Consider the following 21,247-nt stretch of genomic DNA (forward strand, 5'->3'; position numbering starts at 1 on the left):
CTCATCTATAAGCCCATCTATTGAAAAGCTCAATGAGGATCTAGCTCAAGGAGTTAAGGAAGCTGTGAGGAGGATGAGCAATGGTGAGGCAAATGTTGCATCTATAGATAAACCAGTAAATGTAAAAATCGACTTTTTATACTCTGGATATGCTGAGGTTGCCGAATATCTACCATTTGTGAAAAGAGTTAGTGCGACAGCCATAGAGTATATATCAAATAGTGTACTCGAAGCTTACAATATTATGGAACTTTTAACTATAGTAGCGTCAGCAGTTAAAGTAATGACAGGGCAATAAGAAAAGATTATCTAATTCAATAAAATTTTTTATGAAAAAAAGCTTTAGCATGTTCTGATCCTTAGCATCAGCGTGCTGTTTCAGATTTCCATAAAGGTTTATAAGAGTTTATATTTTGTTTCTGACCTCCTCCTCGCCCTAAAGGGCGAGGGTTTCAGTTGTAACCATTCGCTTTAGCGGAGGGAGTTGGAGGCGTAAAGCTCAATTGAACGCTGGAAGCCTCGCTCCCAAAGAACGGAGTAGCTCACATAAAAATACCACGTTATTTTTTTAAATTCTAAAACAAGAAAAAATTTAAATTTTTAAAGAAAAATTAGCCTCTTCTTAATGAGCAGGTCATGCAATGTGCCCCGCCGTATCCTCCAGTAAGGTTTGTTAAGTCCACAGTATATACATCTATTCCGTTTTTGTACATCTCTTTTTTATGTGGGAAAAATTGCCCCTCATTTTTGAGATGCTCATAATCTTTTTTTGCCTGCTCTAGAAGCTTGCCATATCTTTCTGGATTTAATCTTGCGCTTGCCTCCAAATTTGCGAGGGTTCTCTTCACTATCCTTTCAGTCTCTATTGCGAGAATAGTTCCATCCTTTATCGTTAGGAAGTTTGAAGCATATGACATTTGTTCAAGTGTAGTTATATTAATGATCTCAAAGCCTTTTTCCTTTATGTAATCATATAAATTGAGATTTCTTTCTTCTTCTTTTCTGTAATTGCCTTCTGATTCTTTTATGTAAACATCAATCTTTGCCCTTTTCAACAAAGTATCGCATCCAATTACAACATTGCTTGAAGGTACATTAAAGTAAGTGTCTAAGTGCATGTTAATCATAGGATCAGTTTGGTCTCCAGGAATAAGTGGATGGGCAGGCTGATGTACAACTGCCACTTCGTCAAAGCTTACTCCGTGCTTTAGAATTTGCTCTATTCCTTCTTGGTTAGTTCTGTCTCCAGTTCCAATAAGCGCAAAGTCTTTCATAGGTATAAAGTCCCCACCTTCAAAAGTTCCAGGCTCTTTTATTTCATGAACTATTTCTTCTCCCATCAGTTTCCACAAGAACTTAGTTACCTGGGTTTCCCTTCGCCTTTGAGGCTTAGACATTCTGGAAAGTATTATTCCTTTATCAGTAACTGCTTGTTGATCCCGCATAAAGTAGAGATTTCCAAGCGGTTCCCTTACTGTTACATTGTAATAGATCGCCCTCTCTCCCCTCCCTCTTTCAAGCGTTACCTTCGGGCTTAGCAATATAAGGTTGAAGAAGAACTCTGAGTCATATATATCTTTATATCTAGAAAACTCGTCCTTCGCCATTTTTACGTCTTCTTCGTCTCCTCTAAATTCTACCCTTTCTTCTGCCATCTTTACAAGCTCTTCTTTCACTTTAGAACTTCTTTCAGCTTCTTGAAGGATGAAGTCCTTCAAACGAATTACATCTACCCTAAATTCGTGCATTAAAATATGCTCCAATCTTTCATGTTCTCTCAAGGCCTCGTTTTGACTGAAGGCTCTATCATAAAGAGAAGCATATGGTTCAATAAGGGAGAAGAACATCTCTATTCCTGGTCTATGCATTACTACCTTTTTCAAAGGATCCCATTCTGCTTTAATACCCACCATAAAAATCCGCCCTAATAGAGCGAATATCAGCTACGAAAAAGTCAAAAAAGGTTTACTTTAAATAATACTCTAGCACTGCAGCCGCTCCATATAGCTTATTCTCTGCCTGAACCCAAACAATTGACTGCTCTCCTTCTATAACATCATCTGTAATTTCTAGACCTCTATGTGCAGGCAGGCAGTGCATTACTACGACATCCTTTTTAGCCAGCCTTAAAAGCTCCTTATTTATCTGATATCCCTGAAAGTCTCTCATCCTTTTTTCAGTCTCTTTCTCCTGACCCATGCTCACCCATACGTCAGTATAGAGAATATCCGCATCCTTAGCAGCTTCCTTAGGATCGTTCACGATCTTTATCTTAGAACCTGTCTTCTTAGCAATTTCAAGTGCCTTATCAAGTATTTTTTGGTCTGGATAGTAGCCCTTAGGTATAGCGGCAGTCATGTTCATTCCAACTATGGCTGAGCCCAAAAGCCATGAGTTGCACATGTTGTTTCCATCGCCAATAAATACGAAGTTCAATCCTTCAAGCTTTCCTTTAGCTTCAATTATTGTAAGCATGTCGCTGAGGATCTGAGTTGGGTGCTCTAAGTCGCTAAGTCCGTTTATAACTGGAACATTAGCATATTTTGCTAACTCAACAACTGTATTGTGGGAGTAAACCCTCGCAACAATCGCATCCAAAAAGCTTCCCAATATCCTTGCAGTATCCTTTATTGGCTCCCCTCTACTTAATTGGAGCTCATTTGCAGAAAGGTATACTGCGCTTCCACCTAGCCTTAAAGCTGCAACTTCAAAGCTTGTTCTTGTTCTTGTCGATGGTTTTTCAAAAAGAAGTCCAACTACTTTATTCTTCAAAATGTTTAGCTCTTGACGGCTCTTTATGCTCTTTTTCAGCTCTTTAGCCCTATCCAAGATCTCATTTATCTCATCTTTTGAAAGATCTGCTACTGAAAGTAAAGATTTTGCCATAAAATAAAACGACCTCCATTTATTTTTATAATTTATAAAATAAAGTAGATTTTTTAAAATTTTAGATATTTTTAAATTATTTTCTCTCATTAATATATTTTATTCTCTAACTAAAAAAATTAAGGAATTGCCGAAGGAAATTGCACAGATAAAGTAAAGATCCTTCATCTCGTATTGCATTTACGAGGTAAGTTGTATCATGTTAAACTATATTAACATGTAAACAAAGGAGATATAAGGCAAAACTTTTTGGAAGTATCTCAGTTTATTTTTTATTTAAAAACATCAAATTTGGTGGGGGCAAAATGGTTTTTGTTTGCATAGGAACTAAAAATGTTAGTAAAATAACAGGTATAGAGAGAGCTTTCTCTAGTTTTTACGAGGAAGTTCAATTGCTCGCTATCGATCTATCATATAAACTTCCTCCTCAGCCAATAGGAATAAAAGAGATTATGAGTGGCGCTGAGAAAAGGGCTAAGGAAGCAATTAAATCGAGTGAAATGTGTGAGTTTGGTGTAGGAGTTGAAGCAGGGCTTATAAAGATAGAGGAAAGCTATTATGATATACAAGCATCGTTTGTTATAAATAAAGACGGCAGAGGATATTTCGGTTTTTCTCCTTCTTTTATAATTCCCAAATCGTTTTCTGAGGGGATCATTACAAAAAAATACAGGGAACTAGAAGAAGTCACAGATGCGTACTTCAATACAGAAAACGTAGGAGAAAAAGGAGGAGTAATAAAGCTTTTAACAAAGGGAAGAGTAACTAGAGAGGATCTCACTTATTATGCAGTAATGATGTCTTTGATTCCATTTCAAAACAGCAATTTATATTTCTAGTCTTTACTTTAAACTGACTATTTTCTCTAAAGGTGCAATTGCAAAATCAAGCCCCAAGCTATTTAGTGTTTCTCTTTTTGGTATGCCTCTATCGTTCCAGCCTCTCAGCTCATAGTAATAGGAAAGCATTTCATCGTATTTTTCTATATCGATCTTGACTCCTGCATACGGACCCTTACTCATAGACTGCGTGGTCCACCTCTTTGGAGGAAGATCAAGCTCTCTGCTCCAGTATCCAAACTCCCTGATCCAGAATGCCCTAATTAACGAATAAATTCTGTCCGTTACAATCTTAAAATCATCCAAAGTTATGCTCAGCCCAGTAGCAGCGTTAAGCATTTTTGGGTAATAGTTAAGGTCTAGGCTGACTTCATATGGAGGAAATCTGCATGTAGTTAACGATTCAAACATTCCTCCTCTCATGTTCTGTAAGGCGACTACCTTTTCAACCTTCTCTCTGCTGTAAGAAAGCCTATCTCTCAAAACCTCCTGTGCAATTACAAATGAATCTTTGTGGTGAGCTCCGATCGGCGAGACCCCATAAGAGAGAGCCATACCCGGAGTAGAGTAACAGTTATAGGCCGAAACTTCCAGCCCTTTTACATGCATAGCGAAGCTCTCGCTTTCTCTTCCTAAATTCATGGACATCCTCATGACTCCATCAGCTATAAAATTCCCGATCCCTCTCCTTTCTGCAACCTCCTCTATAAGCTCTCTTATTCTTTTGAAATCCCCCCACTCAACTTTCTCCCCTACCATCCTCTTCTCACCTGCCTCTATGTAGAAGCCGATGCTATTTCCAAGACTTATAGTATCAAGCCCAAACATATCTGCCAGCCTATTAAGTTCTCCTACTTTTCTCAGATCGTCTATTAAGAGATTGCTTCCAAGCATTGCAACATTTTCATAGTCAAGCTCGCTTAGCTCTCCCGTATTATCTTCTATAATATTTCCGCACTGCATATTGCAGTAAGGGCAGCCTCTTCTCCCGACTTTTATCTTTTCCATAAAGTCTCCGCTTATACTCTCATAGCTATCCCAAGTTCCCTCTTTGAAATTCATTGTTGGAAGGACGCTGTTTTTATGGCCCCAAGCTATAGTGGTCATCGTTCCCTGACTGATCCAAAACTTATAATTAGAATCCTTCAGTATCTTCTCATATGCTTCTGCAGAAAGTCTTCTGAGCTCTTTTTCATCAAAAATTTCTGGCTCTTTTGTCCCTCTTATTACAATAGCTTTTAACTTCTTGCTACCCATGACAGCGCCTATTCCGGGCCTTCCTCCACTTCTCCCTTTTAAAGAGGTAATAGTGGCATATCGCACCAAATTTTCTCCTGCCTTTCCAATAGAGAGTACTCCTACATCTTTTCCATGCCTTTCTTTTAGCTTATCCTCCGTTTCAAAAGTATCTTTTCCCCAAAGATCATCTGCACTAAAAATCTGCACTTTATCGTTTTCTATATAAAGATATACAGGTTTGTCAGACGCTCCTGTAATTGTAATTGCATCAAACCCAGACCTTCTCAGGTGGTGGCTAGCCATGGTTCCTAAACTTCCATCTCCATATCCGAAAGTCAATGGGCTTTTTGAAGCAACGACTAGCTTTCCGCTACTTGGTAAAGGCATGCCAGAAAGAGGACCAGAAGCAATTATTAATACGTTTTTTGGTGAAAGAGGATCCGCGCCCAGCGGAACTAAGTCCCACAGAAGCTTTATAGCTAAGCCTCTTCCTCCTATGAAATTAGTGTAAACATCTTGGTCTATGCTCATGAATTTGATTTTTCTCTCTCCCAAATCTATAAAAAGGGCTTTTCCCCACCAGCCTTTCATTCTTAATCATCAAGGAAAAATTCAAATTCCTAATATTAAAAATTTGCTTTTAAAAAATGGTTAAAAGGTAAGAAAAAATATACGTATAAATTTAGTTCTTTGAATTGCTTGTGTTTTTGACTCCAACTCTGTATACCCATGCCAGGACAAGGAGTAGCACTATAATTCCTAGAATTCCGCTTGAAACCGGCGAAGTAATTGATATTCCACTGACTATTAAGGCTGCAAATACGATACCAATTATTGACTCTCCTGCGATAAGCCCAGCTGCACCAATTGTCCCTGCATCAGTACTCTCATCGCTCGCCCTTTTTATCTTCTTTCCTACCAGCCAGTTGACTAAACCTCCGACGAATATCGGAACGCTCAAGGAGAATGGAAGATAAATTCCAATAGCTACCGGCATTACAGGGGTTCTAAACTTTGATTTCTTCCTTGCAAGTATTTCGTCAGTTATTATTAGAACTATTGCTATAGCAAATCCTATGAATAGCATAGTCCAATTGAGGGTTCCAGTAAATATTGCTTCTGTAAGCTTTGACATTAAAGTTGCTTGAGGAGCTGCCAATGCCATTGATCCCTTTGCAGTTGGAGTTCCCGCAATTCCATAGGCGTTAATAAGAAGGTTAAGGATAGGTGCGATGATAAAAGCTGAAGCAAACGATCCAACTATCATTCCAACCTGCTGTTTCCATGGAGTTCCTCCTACTACATAACCGATGAAGAGAGTTTGCATCATATCTCCAGCGACAGCGCTTCCCATGCATATCATTGCAGCAACAAGTAGCGTTCCTAGAGATCCTTCGACTCCTCCAATTCCAAGAAGCCTCAATATGAGAGCAGCTATCAGCAAGTTCATAATAGTTATTCCAGAAACTGGCAAGTTTGACGATCCTACAAGTCCAGTTAGATAACCTGCAATGGAAACTCCGAGAAAGCTAAGTATTAGCGTTAAAATTCCTAGCAATATGCTTAATCCCAGCGCTCTCGTAATATAGTAGAAGACGCCCATTAGTACCATATCAAATATTGCTACCAAAATGAAAGCAACGTTCAGAGGGAGTTCCCTCTCCGTCCTCTCAATGCCTTCACTGCTTCTCTTTCTTGCTGCGCTTATTCCTGATTTAATTCCTCTGGCGATAGCACCTCTAAGTCTGAATATTGTCCACAATCCTCCAAGAAGCATTGTTCCAACGCCTATGTACCTTATCTGAGAGCTCCATATACTGTAAGCCATGTCTAGAGCAGAGCCTGTAAGCGCCGTATGAGTTGCGAGTATTGGAATTAGAATTATCCACCCTAAGATTCCTCCCAAGAATATCAGTACTGCTACATTTATTCCTACAATGTAGCCAATAGCAGCTAACGCTGTAGAGAGGTCAGAGCCAAAGTAGAATAATGATGATCCTAGCTTAGTAGCAGCTTCAACAGTGCCAGGCCACAGACCAATTCCTTCTAAAAATTTGAAAATTCCTCCTATAATTCCTCCAGTGAGGAGAGGCTTTGTTGAAGCACCTCCTTTGTCTCCTACTATTAAGACCTCTGCGCCAGCTTTTCCTTCGGGGAAAGGAAGCTTTTCTTCTTTTATGTATGGCTTTCTAATGATAGTTGTTAACGCCGCTCCAAGTGTTCCTGCAATAGCAACTAATGCGGTAGTAGTCCAAAATGGCAAGTTCATATAGATATTGATAATTATCAGTGCTGGCAACGTGAAAATTGCTCCAGCCGCCAAAGCCTCTCCAGCGCAAGCTATTGTCTGAACGATGTTATTTCCAAGTATGTTTCTAGTACGCATTGCCCTAAAGACGGCTATTGCTATGATTGCGGCAGGTATGCTTGCACTTATAGTCATTCCAGAATATAAACCTAAATATGCATTTGTCGCAGCGAAAAGCAAGGCAAGGATTATACCGAGAATCAAGTATCTCAGAGATAGTTCGGGCATAGCTTTTTCAGGCGGAACATAGGAAGTCTCTTTTTTCTCTTCACCCATTATGAAATCACCTTTTTTAAACTTTTATTACAAACATTTAAAAAAATAATCTACATTTTGCATTATATAAAAAATTTGCAAAAAGAATTAGTTAAATAAAAGTTTTATAAAAAACTATTTAAAAATGTTAAATAATTATTTAACATAAAAAATAAGACAAATAAAATAAAACAGAAGCCGCCGGCGGGACTCGAACCCGCGACCCCCGGCTCTCCCTGATTTTTTAATTTAAACCGTACGAGGCCGGTGCTCTACCGGGGCTGAGCTACGGCGGCAGTCATGCAAATTAAATTTTTAAAAAATAGAAGTTTAAAGTTTTTACTTCAAATTCATTAAGATCAAAGTATCTTTAACTAGATTAGTTTAATTCAAATTCCTATAAAAATATCTAATCAAATTTTTTGATGAGTATTAACTACAAATAAAACCAGTAAGATAGAACCTTAGTCTCAAAGAAGATTGTTGCTTTTACAATTAACTACATAGCAAAAGAAAGATGCGGGGGGTGGGATTTGAACCCACGCAGGCCTTCGCCAACGGATCTTAAGTCCGCCCCCTTTGTCCTGCTCGGGCACCCCCGCTCTTCAATTATTAATTAAATCTTCCACTTTTATTTCTTTAACTGCACCTTTTATTTTTTATTTGCTTCTATAACATCCTTAATTCTTGCAGGCCTATGAGTCAGAACAATTATCCTATCGCTTATCTCCATCAGCTCATCCACCTGATGAGAGACAATTATAATTCCAAGTCTAATTTCCTTTTTAAGGTTCTTCAAGAGTGTTTGAAGGATGGATATAGAAGAGGAGTCAAGTCCAGTATATGGTTCATCCAAAATTAAAATATCGGGCATTATTATAAGGGCTCTAGCTATAGAAGCTTTCCTTGCTGTTCCCCCGCTCACCCTATTAGGATATTTGTCTAGGTGATCATTTAAGGAGAGGAGCTCGGAGACATAACTCAGCCTTTCTTCTATCTCTCTCTCACCTGCTCCGCTTATCTTCAGTCCTATGACAATGTTTTCTCTAAGTTTGAGCCATGGAAGTAAGAGGTTATCCTGAGGCACATATCCGATCTTCCCCCTAATTTTCACCTCTCCGCTATCTTTATTTTCAAGCCCAAGGATCGTTCTTAGCATAGTAGTCTTCCCGCATCCATTGGGCCCCATTATTCCGAGTACTTCACCTCTATTTAGTTTGAATGATATGTTGGAAATCACAGGACCATCGCTGAAGCTTTTAGTCAAATTTCTAACTGCGATCAGTTCATCCACCTTCTCGACCACCCTTCTATAGGCTTGAGAACAGCTTCATCTAAGAGGATCATGAGCAGAACTAGAAGAATGCTCCAGGCGAACACTCCTTGCTTATATCCTAGGTCGTAGGAGTATAGAAGCATATATCCTATCCCCCCGCTTGCCCCAAGGGCTTCAGCGACTACAGTGATTCTCAAAGCGCTTCCGATCGCTGCTCTACTCCCTCCGATAAGATAGGGGAGAGTGCCAGGAATAATCAAATAAAGCAGCTCATGCCTTTTCTTTGCACCGAAGACCTTGAAGAGTTCTCTGTACTTCCCCTCTATGCTCTGCATTCCGCTAATTCCAATGCTCAAGAGGATAGGGTATGACGTGGCAGAGACGACGAAGATAGGAGGAAGACCGCTGGTCACTCCATATATGATTACAAATATTATGGACCATACCAGGACGGAAATGCTCTGAATAAAAGTGTTCAACGCAGTTATGAAGCTCCTTAAATGTAGGTTTATGTGATAGGCGATCAGAGAAATCATAGCTAAAGCAAAAGATAAGGCGAAACCTAAAAAGGTGTTCTCCAGAGTTTTAAAAACGTTTCTAGCTATGGAAATGATCCCTTGGATTTCTATGTAAAGAGCTACGGATGAGAGAGAAGGTATAGCGTAAGGGTATGTCCTCTCTAATGCTATCCATAGTATGAAGAGAAAAATAATAAGGTAAATCCATCCCAAAATACTAAGTCTTCTCTTTAACTTTCTCTCACTCCTAAAGGGCGAGTTTTTTATTTGTAAAATACTTGATCACCTATACTACTTGGATCACTTGTGAGATATCCTCCGATCCATGCAAGCTTCCAGGAGCTTCTTATCCCATCTATAACGCCCTGGCTTAAGTTGTTGTCGAGAACTGTTACCCTAGAGTAAAGGTACTCAGCCGTCTTTTCATTTAAGTTGTAAATGCTCATTAAAGCAGAGATGGTTTCATTTTCATTCCCGTTCCAAATATTAACGGCATCTTCCCTCGTCTTAAGGAAGGAGTTAATAAGCTCCTTATTGTTAGATGCGCTCGGAGAAGCCACCCATATGAGCATTACCGGCTCACCGCTCATGTTTGCCTCCTTCCAAAAAGTTTGGTAATCAGCGATTATAGAGGCATTGTAATTGACTACAGCCTCAGAAACGAATGGCTCCCATGCGATAATTGCATATATGTCATTTTCCCTCATTACGTCCAGAAAGGATCCTGGAAGCGTGTTTATGGCATAGATCGTGTCATTTCCCTTTCCCTGCTCGCTAACTGTTATGTTGTATATATACTTCATGTAAGCCTTGAACATCATATATGTACCAGTAGAGAGGAGAGTCGCGACAGTCTTACCCTTTAGTTCTTGAGCTGAGATGTTTCCCTTTACAGTCAGGATCGCCTGGTTTTGAAGCATTTCAGGAGCTATTATTTTTACGGAGATATTTTGAAGTAACATGTTAGCAGCCATTTCGCTCGGTATAACTGCTACATCTATGCTCCCGCTTGCAAGAGCATTTATTATATCTGTAGTCTTGTCGAACCTATATACTTGAAGCTCATAGCCGTATTTTTCGCTTAAGTTGTAGTACTGCATTATGTCTAACGTGCTTATTCCTCCCTGCAGAGTACCGGCCCTTATTATCATAGGGGAGGACTCCCTCTCTCTGTAAAATGCATAAGATGCGCCTAAAGCAACTGCAACTACAACTATTATTATTAAAATATATTTTGTATTCATGGTATCACCCGAGATCATGAGATAAGCATTTGAGCATACTCAACTGACCTCCTCCCCGCCCTAAAGGGCGAGGGTTCCCTTTAGGGAATTCATCGGTTCCCCGCATCTATTCGGGCTTACATCTTTCATCTGCGGGGCAGTCGAGGGGATCAGAGATCCCCTCATCTGGAGCTTGTTTATGGGGTTGCCGAACCCTCATCCAGCAGTTGGGGACAACCCCTCATCCTCGACACACCTCTCCAGATATTCATCATCAAAACAAAATAGAGAACATAGAGCTTAAAAACCTTCACCCCACCTTAAAAGGCAAGGGTTTCAGTTGTAATATGATATCTCAGCCCAATGTTTGGACTTCTTAGAGCATGTTATTGTTTTATATCAAATCCTCTATCCTTGAACTCAGAGCGCCCGGAGAGTCCTTCTTTTGTGACCCATATCATTTGCATTCATCCCTCTTTAATTGGCCTCAACTTGTAGTTCACCTCTCATAGAGAGCTCGAGGTAATCGCTATAGGGAAACTCTACATCTCTGAAATTTTATTTTAAATCAATATTTATAGGAACTTTTATGAAATTCAAACACTTTGCAAAGGCATTTATAAAGCATAACTCTAATAAAAATAAAATTGATTATTAATCCGATGGTTGTTTGTCTTAAAGATAAACGAGGTCCGTTTAGTATTAAAGTGTATAAAAAAGTATATACTAAAAATTTAATAATGTTTTTGCAATAATTTTTTTACAGTATTTAATAAAATCTGCTAATTTTATAAAAAAATACGGTGAAAAAACAATTTATTAAAAACAAGTGAATTTTTTTACCAAAAATATTAAAAATAAAAACTTTCAAATTTTATAGAGTTAGATTTAGAAAACTTGTTAAAAAAGGGAGAATTATGGAAAGATATCCAATAAATGGTTTATTTGCATATTCTGCTCCTATCGGAACTAATGTATCTTGTATAGATGTGCTGATAAGAGAGAATATGGCAAATAATACCAACAAGACTATTGCAAAGATATTGCAAGAAGTAGTATTGATGGGCCTGCCAATATTAGATATGAAGTATTCCTTGAGTGAGGATGGAGAAGCTGGAATAATGTTCTTGGTACTAGCATCAGGTGAAGATCAGGCGAAGATGTTAATTGAAAGGATAAACGGCTTTTCCTCGAACATTAAAGCATCATTAGGAAGAAAATACAAGAGGACTTGCTATTCTAATATTGCTTTTCCAGTAAAGTTCTCCGGTAGCCGTTGGATATATATGGGACCTGCAAACCTTGACGGCATACTCTTTGATTTGAAGAAGATCTTGGGGAAGCAAGTAGAGTCATACATTTTAAGGCAACTGGGAAGATATATAGGAAAGAACATTTATGAGTATTATACAGAATCCCTGGGACATATCGATTCTCTAGAGGAGACTATACGCTTTCTTTCAATGCTCTTCCAGATTTCGAGTTGGGGGATTATTGAAGAATACGAGATCTCCGAAAACAGGATAATGCTAATCATCAGAGATCTGTGGGAAGTGGTCGTTTTGAAAGAGAAGCAGTCTAGCGATAAGCCGAAGCTGACTCTAGGAGTAATTGAGGGTTTCTACAGCTCATTAACAAAAAGAGATATTAGAAGCGAAGTAGCTTTAGTGAAGAAGGAGGAAGGAGTTTATAAGACAGAAATACAGGTTTACTTTTAAATTAATCTAATGAGTTTTCTTCGCCTAAGATGTGCCTTTCGCTTGGGCTAGTAATGTTTTTAAGCCTCTCTGTTGCTTTTATTGAATCAAGAAATTCTGCGACACTCTTAGGTACGAGCTCCCTCCACTTGTCATTCTGCTCAGCCATATACCTTCTAATAAGAGTCCCATTGTATATTTCCCTCTTATACGGCTTTGGCACTATAACATTGAACCCTGCCTCCCTCAGTATTTGACTCACTATCGGGTTACCTATAAAAATTGCCTCTGAATGTGGTGAAGCGTAAATTGCGTGATGCGCAGATGCTATATGTATCTCAAGAGTTGGAAGAGCAGATGTTATGACCCTAGAGAGGTCAAAACCCGCCTCCTTCATGGCTAGCCTTATCATTTCTATCCTCTCTCCAGCGGTGAATGGGTTCCTCTCTGTGTGGCTTTCTGTGCTCATGCCCACTAAGAAGACGATTTCTTCATACTCTTTCAGAATGTTTTCTGCGACATATAAATGCCCTTTATGGAAGGGCTGAAACCTTCCGAAGAATATCGCTCTTCTCGGGAATTTCATAAGAATCACTTTTTGAACATAACGAATTGTTTATTAAATTTCAAGCTTAATAAAAACTTATGTTCCTCTCTCTGAATGGTGAAGGCTACGAAGCTTGTCGTGAGAAATGAGAAGATAGTGAAGGCTTTTGAGTGCTATAAAGAAAAAATAAAGGAATATAACAAAAAAGTCAGCGGAATGGGGTACTATCTAAAGCCTGTACATATAGTGACTAAAAAGGTTGGGGAAGAAATTAGAATATATAGATATTTTGGAAAGTACTGGTGGAAGATAGAGTATTTAGGCTTAAAAGGAAATAAGCCTGTAATAAAGTGGATATACATAGGAAAAAATAAGCCGATAGAATCCCTTCCAGATCCCCCGATCAACCCTCTAGAAGGATTTTCCTTTTACACATTAAAGGGGGACAAAGATCATATTTATGTGAGCGAAAGGACTTATACAAAATTTCAAAATAAAATAGAAAAAATATTGTTGGGAGAAAAAATCTGCTCTGATTAAATGCTTTTGTAGCAGAACCACCAATCGAAGCACTCATGCTTCTTTAGCCTTTCAGGTATATCATTTTTGTTGTCAACTGGACTTAATATTACCTTGTCTCCTATAAGCTCATTGTTCGGCCAGTTCGCAGGTATAGCAACTCCGTATTTATCGGAAGTCTGCAAACCTTTAACCATCCTTAAGATCTCATCGATGTTTCTTCCAAGCTCTTGCGGATAATAGAGGATTGCCCTTATAATGCCTTCTGGATCAATGATGAATACTGCTCTGACGGTTGATGATCCCTCGGCTTGGGCGTGGAGCATTCCGAATAGTGAGGCGACTCTTCCCGTGTTGTCGCCTATTATTGGAAAGGTTATCTCTATGCCGAACTTCTCCCTTATCCACTCATCCCATTTAATATGGCTGAATACCTGGTCAACGCTCAAGCCTATAAGCTGTACATTAAGCTCCTCGAACTGCTTTATCCTTTTTTGAAATGCTACAAACTCAGAAGTGCATACCGGCGTGAAATCTGCTGGATGGCTGAATAGCACTACCCATTTACCCTTAAAGTCGTCTGGAAACTTGATCCTTCCATATGTTGTCGATGCCTCAAAAGATGGCGCTTTTTCTCCTATTTTTGGCATTACGTTCACATTTGAACTCATTTTTCCACCAAATAATAATCATATATAATTTTTAAAAAGATATGGTACATATTTTTAATTCGATAACTCTATATATACTTTCATATATATCCAGTAAAGATGTGAAAAAGTTCTTTTGAAAAGTTTGCATTTTAAAAAAATTTATAAAAAATTAAAATTAATATTTAAATGATCAAATAATTTAAAGTGAGGAATGCAAACATGGTACTTCTTGGAAAAAGCAGAAATGAGGCGTCCAATCTTCTCTTAAAAGGTGAACTTACTGTTTCCGTTTTTGGCTTGGGCAAAATGGGTCTCCCCCTTGCTCTGGTTTTCGCAAGCAAAGGAGCTAAAGTATACGGGGTGGATCTCAATGAAAATGTCGTTGAAATGGTAAACAGAGGGGAAAACCCGATTAGCTTTGAGCCCGGGGTTGGAGAGCTCCTGGAAAAGGCCGTCAAGGAAAAAAGACTTACCGCTGTAACAGATGGGGCACTGGCCTCATCTAAAAGTGATCTGATAGTACTGCTTGTCCCAGTATATGCAAATGCGAAAGGAATTAGAATGGAGCTTATGGAAAAGGCTATAGATGAAGTCTCAAATGGGATCAGAAAAGGGGCTATAGTAGTAACAGAGACTACATTGCCTCCAGGAACTACGGAATCTTTTATACCTAAAATTGAGAATGTATCTGGATTGAAGGCAGGGATTGATTTTGGAATTGCTCATGCGCCTGAGAGGACTATGAGCGGGAGGGTGATAAAGGATATTACTGAGAGCTACCCCAAAATCATCGGCGCTATTAATGAAGCTACGTTAGAGCCGCTGATCGGAATCTACTCAGCAATAAATAAAAAGGGGGTTGTTCCTGTATCAAGCATAAGAGTTGCCGAGGCCGTGAAGGTCTTTGAGGGGGTTTACAGAGATGTTAATATTGCTCTTGCAAACGAGCTAGCTCTGATCTCTGAAAGGCTTGGCATAAACGTGAATGAGGCTATTGATTCCGCTAATACTCAGCCATATAGCCACATACACAGACCTGGTGCTGGCGTGGGAGGACACTGTATAGGTGTATATACATGGTTTCTCATTCATTCATTCCCAGAACTTTCAAAAATAATGAAGATTGCGAGGGAGACAAATGATAGCATGCCTCTGCATATGGTTGAGTTAACTGTTAAAGCTCTCAACCTTGTAAGAAAGCCTGTAAATGGAGCTAGAATTATTGTATTTGGATTGAGCTATAGAGGTGGGATTAAGGAAACGATAAACTCGCCGAGCTTTCCGCTAATCAATGAGTTTTTGAAGTGGGGGGCAAATGTTGAAGTCTACGACCCGTACTTTTCTAATGAAGAGATCATGAGTTATGGATTTAAGCCGTTTAACGGAAACTTTGAGGGGGCAGATGCAGTTGTTGTGGTAACAGATCACCCACAGTTCAAAGAAGTTGACTTAAGAGATCTTAAGGATAAGATGGCTACTCCAATTATAATTGATGGAAGATACATATATGCGACTGCAAAGGGAATCGAAAATTTCATTTACGCGTCACCTGGAATCCAGATTAGGTGCCCGAAGAGCTTTCAATAGAAACCAAAATTTTCCTTTTGGCCTAATTTTAGCCTAAAAAGAGTGTCCCATTAAATTCGATCAATTATTTTCCTCATCTATTTGGCTTAAATTTTAATTTAATGTAGGTGAGGAAGATTGAGATCTATTGCCTTGGCCCTTTACTAAACCCATATAAACAACCAGAGTAAAATCTTTAATATATAATGCTCACAATAAGATTAATGTCTTATATAAACTGCTATAGGGAATTTGCTACAGTATAATATTTAAAAGAGCCCAATCCCGTTTGATTGCTTCAAAGTTCGTATTGAGAAGATAAAAATCGGTGATTCTGTTGAATCCTCTATTAGGAATTAAAGAATATGTAGAGTGGCTTGAAGAGAGGGAGCTCTTGGTCAGAGTTAAAGAGCCGCTTTCTCCTATTCTTGAAATACCTTACTTTTTGAGAAAAGTTATGTACTCAAGCGGTCCAGCTGTTTTATTTGAAAGCGTAAAGGGGTTTGAAGGATGGAGAGTTTGCGGGAATCTCTTTCCTAGTGTTTTCACTATTTCTTCTGCACTTGGCATAAATAGCTTTGAAGAAATTTCGGAAAGGCTTATATCTCTTATTACACATCAGCAAGCTCAAGGCATCACTGAAAAGATTAAAGCATTTAGCGATGCAAGCAAACTATTAGGCTACTTTCCTAAGAAGGTGAACAAAGCTGAATTCGAGGAAAAGGTTATCGAGGGCAAGGATAATCCGTTGGATAAGATACCGTTTTTTAAGACATGGCCTATGGATGGGGGAAGATATGCGACATTCCCAATGGTGATAACAAAGGATCCTGCAAAAGGAATCATAAATATGGGAGTGTATAGAGTAATGATTGTAAACGGCAGAAAGGGAATAATCCACTGGCAAGTACACAAGAGGGGAGCTATGGCATATTCGGTGACGAAAGAAATGAAAGCAAAAGAAATGCCAGTGGCGATAATTATCGGAAGCGATCCTGGCACGATGATCTCAGCCGTATCTCCTGTTCCATATCCTATTGACAAGATGCTGTTTGCAGGAATGGTTAGAGGAAGGGGAGTTGAGCTGTTTGAGCTCGATAACGGCATACCGGTTCCGTCCAATTCGGAAATTGTAATCGAGGGAAGCGTGAGGGTGGATGAGCTTGCAAGCGAAGGCCCGTTTGGGGATCACTGGGGGTATTATGATACTCCAACAGAAATGTACCCAGTTTTCACTGTAGAGAGAGTTTACATGAGAGAAAACCCGATCTATTACGGAAGCGTTACGGGTCTTCCCCCGCTTGAAGATGCTGTCATGGGAAAAATCGTTGAGAAGATGTTTAAGCCTTTCATAAAGCTCCTCCTTCCAGAAGTAGTTGACATAAGCTATCCTGTATATGGGATCTTTCAGGGAATGGTTGTAGTTTCGATTAAAAAGAGGTACCCAGGGCAGGCTAAAAAGGTGATGAATGCTCTTTGGGGCTTAGCCCAGTCCTCTCTTACAAAAATTGTAATTGTAGTTGATGAAGACATTGATGTGAACAACTTAGATAAGGTGATATGGGCTGTTTCCAGTAATGTAGAACCGCAGAGGGATGTGGTGGTAATTCCTTACACGCATACAGATGCTCTCGATCCTGCGAGTATATCACATTCTTACGGTGGGAAGCTCGGCATTGATGCCACTAGAAAGCTTCCTGAAGAGAACTTCGGTAGGGAGTGGCCTAAAATTGTTGAAGATGATAAAAATGTGAAGGAAAAAATTGATCCTCTTGTTGAAAAACTGCTTAAAAGCTTTAAGGGGTTGGATAGATTTTGAGCCTAAAATGGGATCCTGGAGAAGTTAAGAAGAAAAGGTCACTAAATGCAATTTTAAAGCTACTAAGAATAGAGCACACTCTTCTCGATCTTCCTTTCACATATGCTGGAATGGCTCTTACCCACTATCCCATTACGTTAAGAGAAGTGGTGCTCGCCACTTTTGCAGTAATTGGGCTAAGAATAGCTGGAATGACCTACAACAACATAGCAGATGCAGATATAGATAGAAAGAACCCAAGGACTGCTAGGAGACCTTTACTCACTGGGGATGTAAGCTTCAGAGATGCTTGGATCCTTGTAGCTTTAGGAAGTTTGATCTATTTCGCCTCTGCATTTTTCCTCAGCTTTTATGCTTTCATCTTATCTCCTATTTTATATATAGTTATTATGACCTACCCGTTTGCAAAGAGGTTTCACCCGTTTCCCCACCTTCACCTAGGTTTGTCCCTCGCTCTTATAGTATTCGGAGGCGCTATTGCAACTTCCGGAGAATATGTCAATAATTTAATGGAGGCAATTGAATCTGTCCCATGGACATATTTTTTCGCTGTGCTCTTCTGGGGGAGCGGCTTTGATGCTATATATAGCATAATGGATGAGGAGTTTGATAAAAGCATGAAGCTCGGAAGCGTTGCAGCAAGGTTCGGGAGCAGGGGCGCACTGATGTTTTCCCTTGCAAATTACATAATCTCGTCTTTATTTCTCCTAATTGCTTGGAGGCTATATAACTTGGGGCTTTTAACCTTGGCATCAATGATCATTTCGATCTTTATTATGTTTTACCAAGTTGCATCATGCTTCATTGACATAAAAAATGTTCCCAAGGCCTTTAACTTAAATTTAATAGTAGGAGTGATAGTTTCTATATGCATCCTAATAGACTTGCTTCTTTAATTTTAAAGCCTAGACAAGCTGTTTTGGGGTTTCATAAAAGTTTATAGGGACTGATATTGATTATCTGATTTGAGATAGAGAATATATTCCTCAAATACTGTGCGCGTGAAATCCCCAAAGCCACATGTAGAACCAAGAAGGGATGCACCAACTAATATAAACTTATATAGGATTTGAACCTCATTTTTATAAGTAAATGCAAAATATATAAATTAGCTTTTAAAATTCTTCAACTATATATAATTCCAGAGAAAACTTGTAATTTACAACTGAAACCCTCGCCCTTTAAGGCAGGAGGAGGTCAGCATAATAAATCCAAAGATATCTTTTCCTCTTTCAACTGAACCCTTAGTTCTTCAAACATAAATGATGTATAACTGTAAACTTTGACATTTTCTAATTGACGAAATTAAAAATATTTATAAGTCTTAAAAATCAAGTTTTTAGTTCAAGAAGGATTTGTCAATTCGCTGGAGGATAATAATGTCAATGCCTTTTCAGAGCAAAAGACAGATCGCTATTGGACAAGCCTCAATAATTATTTTCTCGATAGCAGCTGGATTTTTGGGGAGGAGCGGCGCTGTATATTGGCTCTTCATAATACTCTACTTTATCTTGTACATGATAATAATGACTAAATTTGGACAACCAAAGCTTCCTAATACCGCAAAGGCAGATTTAATTTCTAAAGGAAAGGTACTGTTTGAGGAAAACAAGGCAATGGAAGTTGCTAGCACTGACAGGCAATATGTAGTAGAGATGCAGGATCAGCTTAAAATGCTTCAATTTACAACTCTCTTCTCCTTTCTTGTACTGATATATTTCTTTATAGCAATAGGACCTGTAACATCTCTTATAGCTCCAAAGTTCTCTAATGAGAAGATTGGGTATTCCGTCTCATATTTTATTTTGTTTGAAGGTAGCTTTTTGCTGAGCATTTTTGGTCAGTACCTTTCAGTAAGAAATTACAGTAGGAGTGGAAAGAAATTCGTTACTATTAACATGCCAAGAACATTTTTCGTTACAAGCGAAGGAATAGTGCTCAAGGGAATGATGAGCTCAACAGGTCTAAAGTTTCCTTTAACTGCCTACAAGATAGTTCTTAATGAAGAGAGAAAGTTCGTTGAACTGGTTAATGAGACGCAAAAGGCAATAAATAAGATCAGGCTGTATACGAAAAGTCCAAATAAGCTTTACGAGGTAATTTCAAATAAAAATAGCTCTGCTGATGAGAAATAGAATGAAAATAATTAGACTTATTTTTAAAGCAATGATGATAAATTACTAGCGGAGCGGATGCAATGAAGTCACCTGTCTCAGCTGAGTTGTATCCATTATAAATACAATTTGGATCGATTTTTTGAAAGAGACTAAAAGTTTTACATCAAATTGCTAAGTAGCTTTCCTCTTTTTTATACTATTTTCTAATCGGTCTGAAACAATATGGTATTTCCGCATTTTGTAATTAAGATTTTCTTTATTTTTCATTACAAATAATATTCAGAACAGTAATATTTGGGCTTATTTGTTTGCTAAATTTTTGTGGCATTATCTTAAAATATAATTATGTAAAAAATTTTCTTGAAACTTTACAATATATATTATATTTCATTTATAACAGCAATAATGGTAAATGTTTATGATACTTGACAGTAGCATAGAAGAAAAGTTAAGGACTTTAAAAAGACTGGATGGAGTAATAGACTTTTCAAAATCCTCCGTTCAAATTGAAATAGTCTTCCTATTCTTAATTTATGGAAGGGATCTCACTCCCACTGAAATTTCCGAAAGTGCAAATGAAAGGAGGAAGGCTGTTTTAGATGCCCTTAGAAAGCTTCAGCTTAAAGGGATAGTGAAGAAAGTAGGAGAAAAGGATGGAGAGCCTCTTTATGGTCTAAGCGAAGAGGGAAAAAAGTATTCTGAGGAGCTGTTGAGAGCTTTAGGTTTAGAAGGATTCAAATTGGCTTCACGTGTGAGCGAAGAGGAGAGCATAAGAGAAAGACTAATCGTCCAAAAGAAAATAATTGAGGCCAATTACATATATAATGCCATATGTTACCTAGCGACTTCAAAGGATCAAACATTAAGCTTGAAAACTATAAGCAGGCTTCTCAATCTGAGTGAAGAGAGGGCAAAAGAATATTTGGATATATATTCAAGACCTCCTGAGAGGCTGTTCAGGAAGATAATAAAGCCAGATACAAGAGAAACTTACTATAAGCTAGAAAAGGAAGGTCTTTCAATTTTTTATAGAACACAGAACTATCTGAGTTTAAAAATAGTCCTATATATAAGTTAAAGCAAAAGCTTTATGCAAAAATTCCCCATCCAAACAATTTGAAAAGACTTTTTTCAATTTCTTCATTCTTATCTTTTCTTTTATCGTTTTTACTCTCAATTTTAAATCTTTGTTCTCTCTTTTTTTCTGCACTGATGTTTGTGCTTGGTTCAGTAGTCTTTGTCATTAAAGAAGTTATTTTCTAGCTTTCCGCGATCGTTTAAGTACTTCAAGTAAGCACTACTTAGCTTTTCTGCAATTTTTTCTGCATTAAAATCGTCCCTGACCCTAAATAGAAGAATATTTTTATTTATAACAAGACCTATGTACTTCTCCTTCAATCTATCGCCGCCTAAAACGAAGTATAAACCTTCTTTCAAAGGAACAGAAGTTAGATCGGAAATCTTTTCAATCTCATCATCATAGTATTCAGGAGGCCAATATGTAATGATTCCCTCTTCAAGCCTCAATAGGTAGACGGCAAGTATTATCTCTCCGTCAACTAAAGACTTCAAGAACTCTTGGCTTTTTTTCTGCATTTTTTCACCAATTCTTCATCGAATTGCTCAGTTTAAATATTAAGCTAAAACGGCGACTATCCGTCGAAAATCAAGCGATCTCCAATTTTCACTCTCAGTCGCCAAAAATCTTTCTGTTTATTTATAAAAAAGCTGAGGTTATTTTTGCCCTTAAAGGGGTGAGAGAAAGAAATGGGTAAGAAAAGAGGA

General features: G+C 38.4%; 19 protein-coding genes and 2 tRNA genes. 9 read left to right on the forward strand and 12 right to left on the reverse strand.

All coding sequences use genetic code 11. From position 1 onward, the window contains the following. A partial coding sequence (locus ACP5SL_RS04550) for a M55 family metallopeptidase (RefSeq protein ID WP_428228240.1) occupies nucleotides 1-298 on the forward strand: 298 nt, incomplete at its 5' end. Between the two features lie 313 nt (nucleotides 299-611). Here ACP5SL_RS04550 and ACP5SL_RS04555 read toward each other — a convergent pair. Both ACP5SL_RS04555 and argF read right to left on the reverse strand, forming a co-directional pair. Beyond that, nucleotides 612-1,913, reverse strand: a complete 1,302-nt coding sequence (locus tag ACP5SL_RS04555) for an arginine deiminase family protein (protein ID WP_148683656.1) — start codon at nucleotides 1,911-1,913, stop codon at nucleotides 612-614. A 52-nt stretch (nucleotides 1,914-1,965) separates the two neighbouring features. Then, nucleotides 1,966-2,886, reverse strand: coding sequence for an ornithine carbamoyltransferase (argF, locus tag ACP5SL_RS04560; RefSeq protein WP_193803919.1), 921 nt, complete (start codon nucleotides 2,884-2,886; stop codon nucleotides 1,966-1,968). 305 nt (nucleotides 2,887-3,191) lie between these two features. On the opposite strand from argF, the gene yjjX reads away from it, so the two are divergent. Continuing rightward, nucleotides 3,192-3,725 (forward strand): inosine/xanthosine triphosphatase, encoded by a 534-nt coding sequence (gene yjjX, locus ACP5SL_RS04565; protein ID WP_014558045.1) that lies wholly within the window; start codon nucleotides 3,192-3,194, stop codon nucleotides 3,723-3,725. 3 nt (nucleotides 3,726-3,728) lie between these two features. Here the strand turns inward: yjjX and ACP5SL_RS04570 are convergent, their stop codons facing one another. The 7 genes from ACP5SL_RS04570 to ACP5SL_RS04600 form a co-directional block, all read right to left on the reverse strand. Continuing rightward, entirely contained in the window at nucleotides 3,729-5,555 is a 1,827-nt protein-coding gene (locus ACP5SL_RS04570; protein WP_428228241.1) for an aldehyde ferredoxin oxidoreductase family protein, read from the reverse strand. Nucleotides 5,556-5,646: 91 nt separating this feature from the next. Next, on the reverse strand, nucleotides 5,647-7,548 hold the full coding sequence (locus ACP5SL_RS04575) for an OPT family oligopeptide transporter (protein ID WP_014558047.1): 1,902 nt from the start codon (nucleotides 7,546-7,548) through the stop codon (nucleotides 5,647-5,649). A gap of 175 nt (nucleotides 7,549-7,723) precedes the next feature. Beyond that, nucleotides 7,724-7,823: transfer RNA gene (locus ACP5SL_RS04580), tRNA-Thr, on the reverse strand. Nucleotides 7,824-8,045: 222 nt separating this feature from the next. Beyond that, nucleotides 8,046-8,129: transfer RNA gene (locus ACP5SL_RS04585), tRNA-Leu, on the reverse strand. Nucleotides 8,130-8,179: 50 nt separating this feature from the next. Then, nucleotides 8,180-8,821, reverse strand: coding sequence for an ABC transporter ATP-binding protein (locus ACP5SL_RS04590; RefSeq protein WP_014558048.1), 642 nt, complete (start codon nucleotides 8,819-8,821; stop codon nucleotides 8,180-8,182). Further along, nucleotides 8,809-9,534, reverse strand: coding sequence for an ABC transporter permease (locus tag ACP5SL_RS04595; RefSeq protein WP_014558049.1), 726 nt, complete (start codon nucleotides 9,532-9,534; stop codon nucleotides 8,809-8,811). The genes ACP5SL_RS04590 and ACP5SL_RS04595 overlap by 13 nt, the downstream gene beginning before the upstream one ends. Before the next feature lie 50 nt (nucleotides 9,535-9,584). Further along, nucleotides 9,585-10,565, reverse strand: a complete 981-nt coding sequence (locus ACP5SL_RS04600) for an ABC transporter substrate-binding protein (protein WP_193803911.1) — start codon at nucleotides 10,563-10,565, stop codon at nucleotides 9,585-9,587. Between the two features lie 896 nt (nucleotides 10,566-11,461). Between ACP5SL_RS04600 and ACP5SL_RS04605 the strand changes: the two genes are divergently transcribed. Then, complete coding sequence (locus ACP5SL_RS04605) at nucleotides 11,462-12,262, forward strand: hypothetical protein (protein WP_014558051.1); 801 nt, start codon at nucleotides 11,462-11,464, stop codon at nucleotides 12,260-12,262. A 1-nt stretch (nucleotide 12,263) separates the two neighbouring features. Here the strand turns inward: ACP5SL_RS04605 and ACP5SL_RS04610 are convergent, their stop codons facing one another. After that, a complete protein-coding gene (locus ACP5SL_RS04610; RefSeq protein WP_014558052.1) occupies nucleotides 12,264-12,827 on the reverse strand; it encodes a nicotinamide-nucleotide adenylyltransferase in 564 nt (187 codons plus the stop codon). 78 nt (nucleotides 12,828-12,905) lie between these two features. Between ACP5SL_RS04610 and ACP5SL_RS04615 the strand changes: the two genes are divergently transcribed. After that, on the forward strand, nucleotides 12,906-13,328 hold the full coding sequence (locus ACP5SL_RS04615; RefSeq protein ID WP_428228242.1) for a hypothetical protein: 423 nt from the start codon (nucleotides 12,906-12,908) through the stop codon (nucleotides 13,326-13,328). Here the strand turns inward: ACP5SL_RS04615 and ACP5SL_RS04620 are convergent. Then, the gene (locus tag ACP5SL_RS04620) at nucleotides 13,325-13,978 is read right to left on the reverse strand and encodes a peroxiredoxin (protein ID WP_014558054.1); all 654 of its coding nucleotides are present in this window, start codon (nucleotides 13,976-13,978) and stop codon (nucleotides 13,325-13,327) included. The two genes, ACP5SL_RS04615 and ACP5SL_RS04620, sit on opposite strands and share 4 nt — an antisense overlap. A gap of 201 nt (nucleotides 13,979-14,179) precedes the next feature. Here ACP5SL_RS04620 and ACP5SL_RS04625 point away from each other — a divergent pair, with 201 nt between their 5' ends. From ACP5SL_RS04625 to ACP5SL_RS04645, 5 genes are all read left to right on the forward strand, one after another. Beyond that, a complete protein-coding gene (locus ACP5SL_RS04625; protein ID WP_193803953.1) occupies nucleotides 14,180-15,547 on the forward strand; it encodes a nucleotide sugar dehydrogenase in 1,368 nt (455 codons plus the stop codon). A gap of 307 nt (nucleotides 15,548-15,854) precedes the next feature. Then, a complete protein-coding gene (locus tag ACP5SL_RS04630) occupies nucleotides 15,855-17,345 on the forward strand; it encodes a UbiD family decarboxylase (protein WP_014558056.1) in 1,491 nt (496 codons plus the stop codon). Further along, complete coding sequence (locus ACP5SL_RS04635) at nucleotides 17,342-18,241, forward strand: UbiA-like polyprenyltransferase (RefSeq protein ID WP_428228243.1); 900 nt, start codon at nucleotides 17,342-17,344, stop codon at nucleotides 18,239-18,241. The genes ACP5SL_RS04630 and ACP5SL_RS04635 overlap by 4 nt, the downstream gene beginning before the upstream one ends. Before the next feature lie 483 nt (nucleotides 18,242-18,724). Further along, entirely contained in the window at nucleotides 18,725-19,480 is a 756-nt protein-coding gene (locus ACP5SL_RS04640; RefSeq protein WP_014558058.1) for a DUF2208 domain-containing protein, read from the forward strand. Between the two features lie 400 nt (nucleotides 19,481-19,880). Further along, entirely contained in the window at nucleotides 19,881-20,540 is a 660-nt protein-coding gene (locus tag ACP5SL_RS04645; protein ID WP_428228244.1) for a hypothetical protein, read from the forward strand. Nucleotides 20,541-20,689: 149 nt separating this feature from the next. Here ACP5SL_RS04645 and ACP5SL_RS04650 read toward each other — a convergent pair whose 3' ends face one another. Continuing rightward, complete coding sequence (locus tag ACP5SL_RS04650) at nucleotides 20,690-21,058, reverse strand: hypothetical protein (RefSeq protein ID WP_014558060.1); 369 nt, start codon at nucleotides 21,056-21,058, stop codon at nucleotides 20,690-20,692. Nucleotides 21,059-21,247: the final 189 nt, after the last annotated feature.

The sequence above is a fragment of the Fervidicoccus sp. genome (assembly GCF_049967375.1).
GTDB classification, from domain to species: Archaea; Thermoproteota; Thermoprotei_A; order Sulfolobales; family Fervidicoccaceae; genus Fervidicoccus; species Fervidicoccus fontis.

What these genes read in the sequence shown, in the direction of transcription:
- ACP5SL_RS04575 (WP_014558047.1), bottom strand. Translation starts at nt 7,548, where the DNA reads ATGGGTGAAGAGAAAAAAGAGACTTCCTATGTTCCGCCTGAAAAAGCT.
- ACP5SL_RS04570 (WP_428228241.1), bottom strand. Translation starts at nt 5,555, where the DNA reads ATGAAAGGCTGGTGGGGAAAAGCCCTTTTTATAGATTTGGGAGAGAGA.
- ACP5SL_RS04555 (WP_148683656.1), bottom strand. Translation starts at nt 1,913, where the DNA reads ATGGTGGGTATTAAAGCAGAATGGGATCCTTTGAAAAAGGTAGTAATG.
- yjjX (WP_014558045.1), top strand. Translation starts at nt 3,192, where the DNA reads ATGGTTTTTGTTTGCATAGGAACTAAAAATGTTAGTAAAATAACAGGT.
- ACP5SL_RS04620 (WP_014558054.1), bottom strand. Translation starts at nt 13,978, where the DNA reads ATGAGTTCAAATGTGAACGTAATGCCAAAAATAGGAGAAAAAGCGCCA.
- ACP5SL_RS04605 (WP_014558051.1), top strand. Translation starts at nt 11,462, where the DNA reads ATGGAAAGATATCCAATAAATGGTTTATTTGCATATTCTGCTCCTATC.
- ACP5SL_RS04610 (WP_014558052.1), bottom strand. Translation starts at nt 12,827, where the DNA reads ATGAAATTCCCGAGAAGAGCGATATTCTTCGGAAGGTTTCAGCCCTTC.
- argF (WP_193803919.1), bottom strand. Translation starts at nt 2,886, where the DNA reads ATGGCAAAATCTTTACTTTCAGTAGCAGATCTTTCAAAAGATGAGATA.
- ACP5SL_RS04600 (WP_193803911.1), bottom strand. Translation starts at nt 10,565, where the DNA reads ATGAATACAAAATATATTTTAATAATAATAGTTGTAGTTGCAGTTGCT.
- ACP5SL_RS04640 (WP_014558058.1), top strand. Translation starts at nt 18,725, where the DNA reads ATGTCAATGCCTTTTCAGAGCAAAAGACAGATCGCTATTGGACAAGCC.
- ACP5SL_RS04645 (WP_428228244.1), top strand. Translation starts at nt 19,881, where the DNA reads ATGATACTTGACAGTAGCATAGAAGAAAAGTTAAGGACTTTAAAAAGA.
- ACP5SL_RS04650 (WP_014558060.1), bottom strand. Translation starts at nt 21,058, where the DNA reads ATGCAGAAAAAAAGCCAAGAGTTCTTGAAGTCTTTAGTTGACGGAGAG.
- ACP5SL_RS04625 (WP_193803953.1), top strand. Translation starts at nt 14,180, where the DNA reads ATGGTACTTCTTGGAAAAAGCAGAAATGAGGCGTCCAATCTTCTCTTA.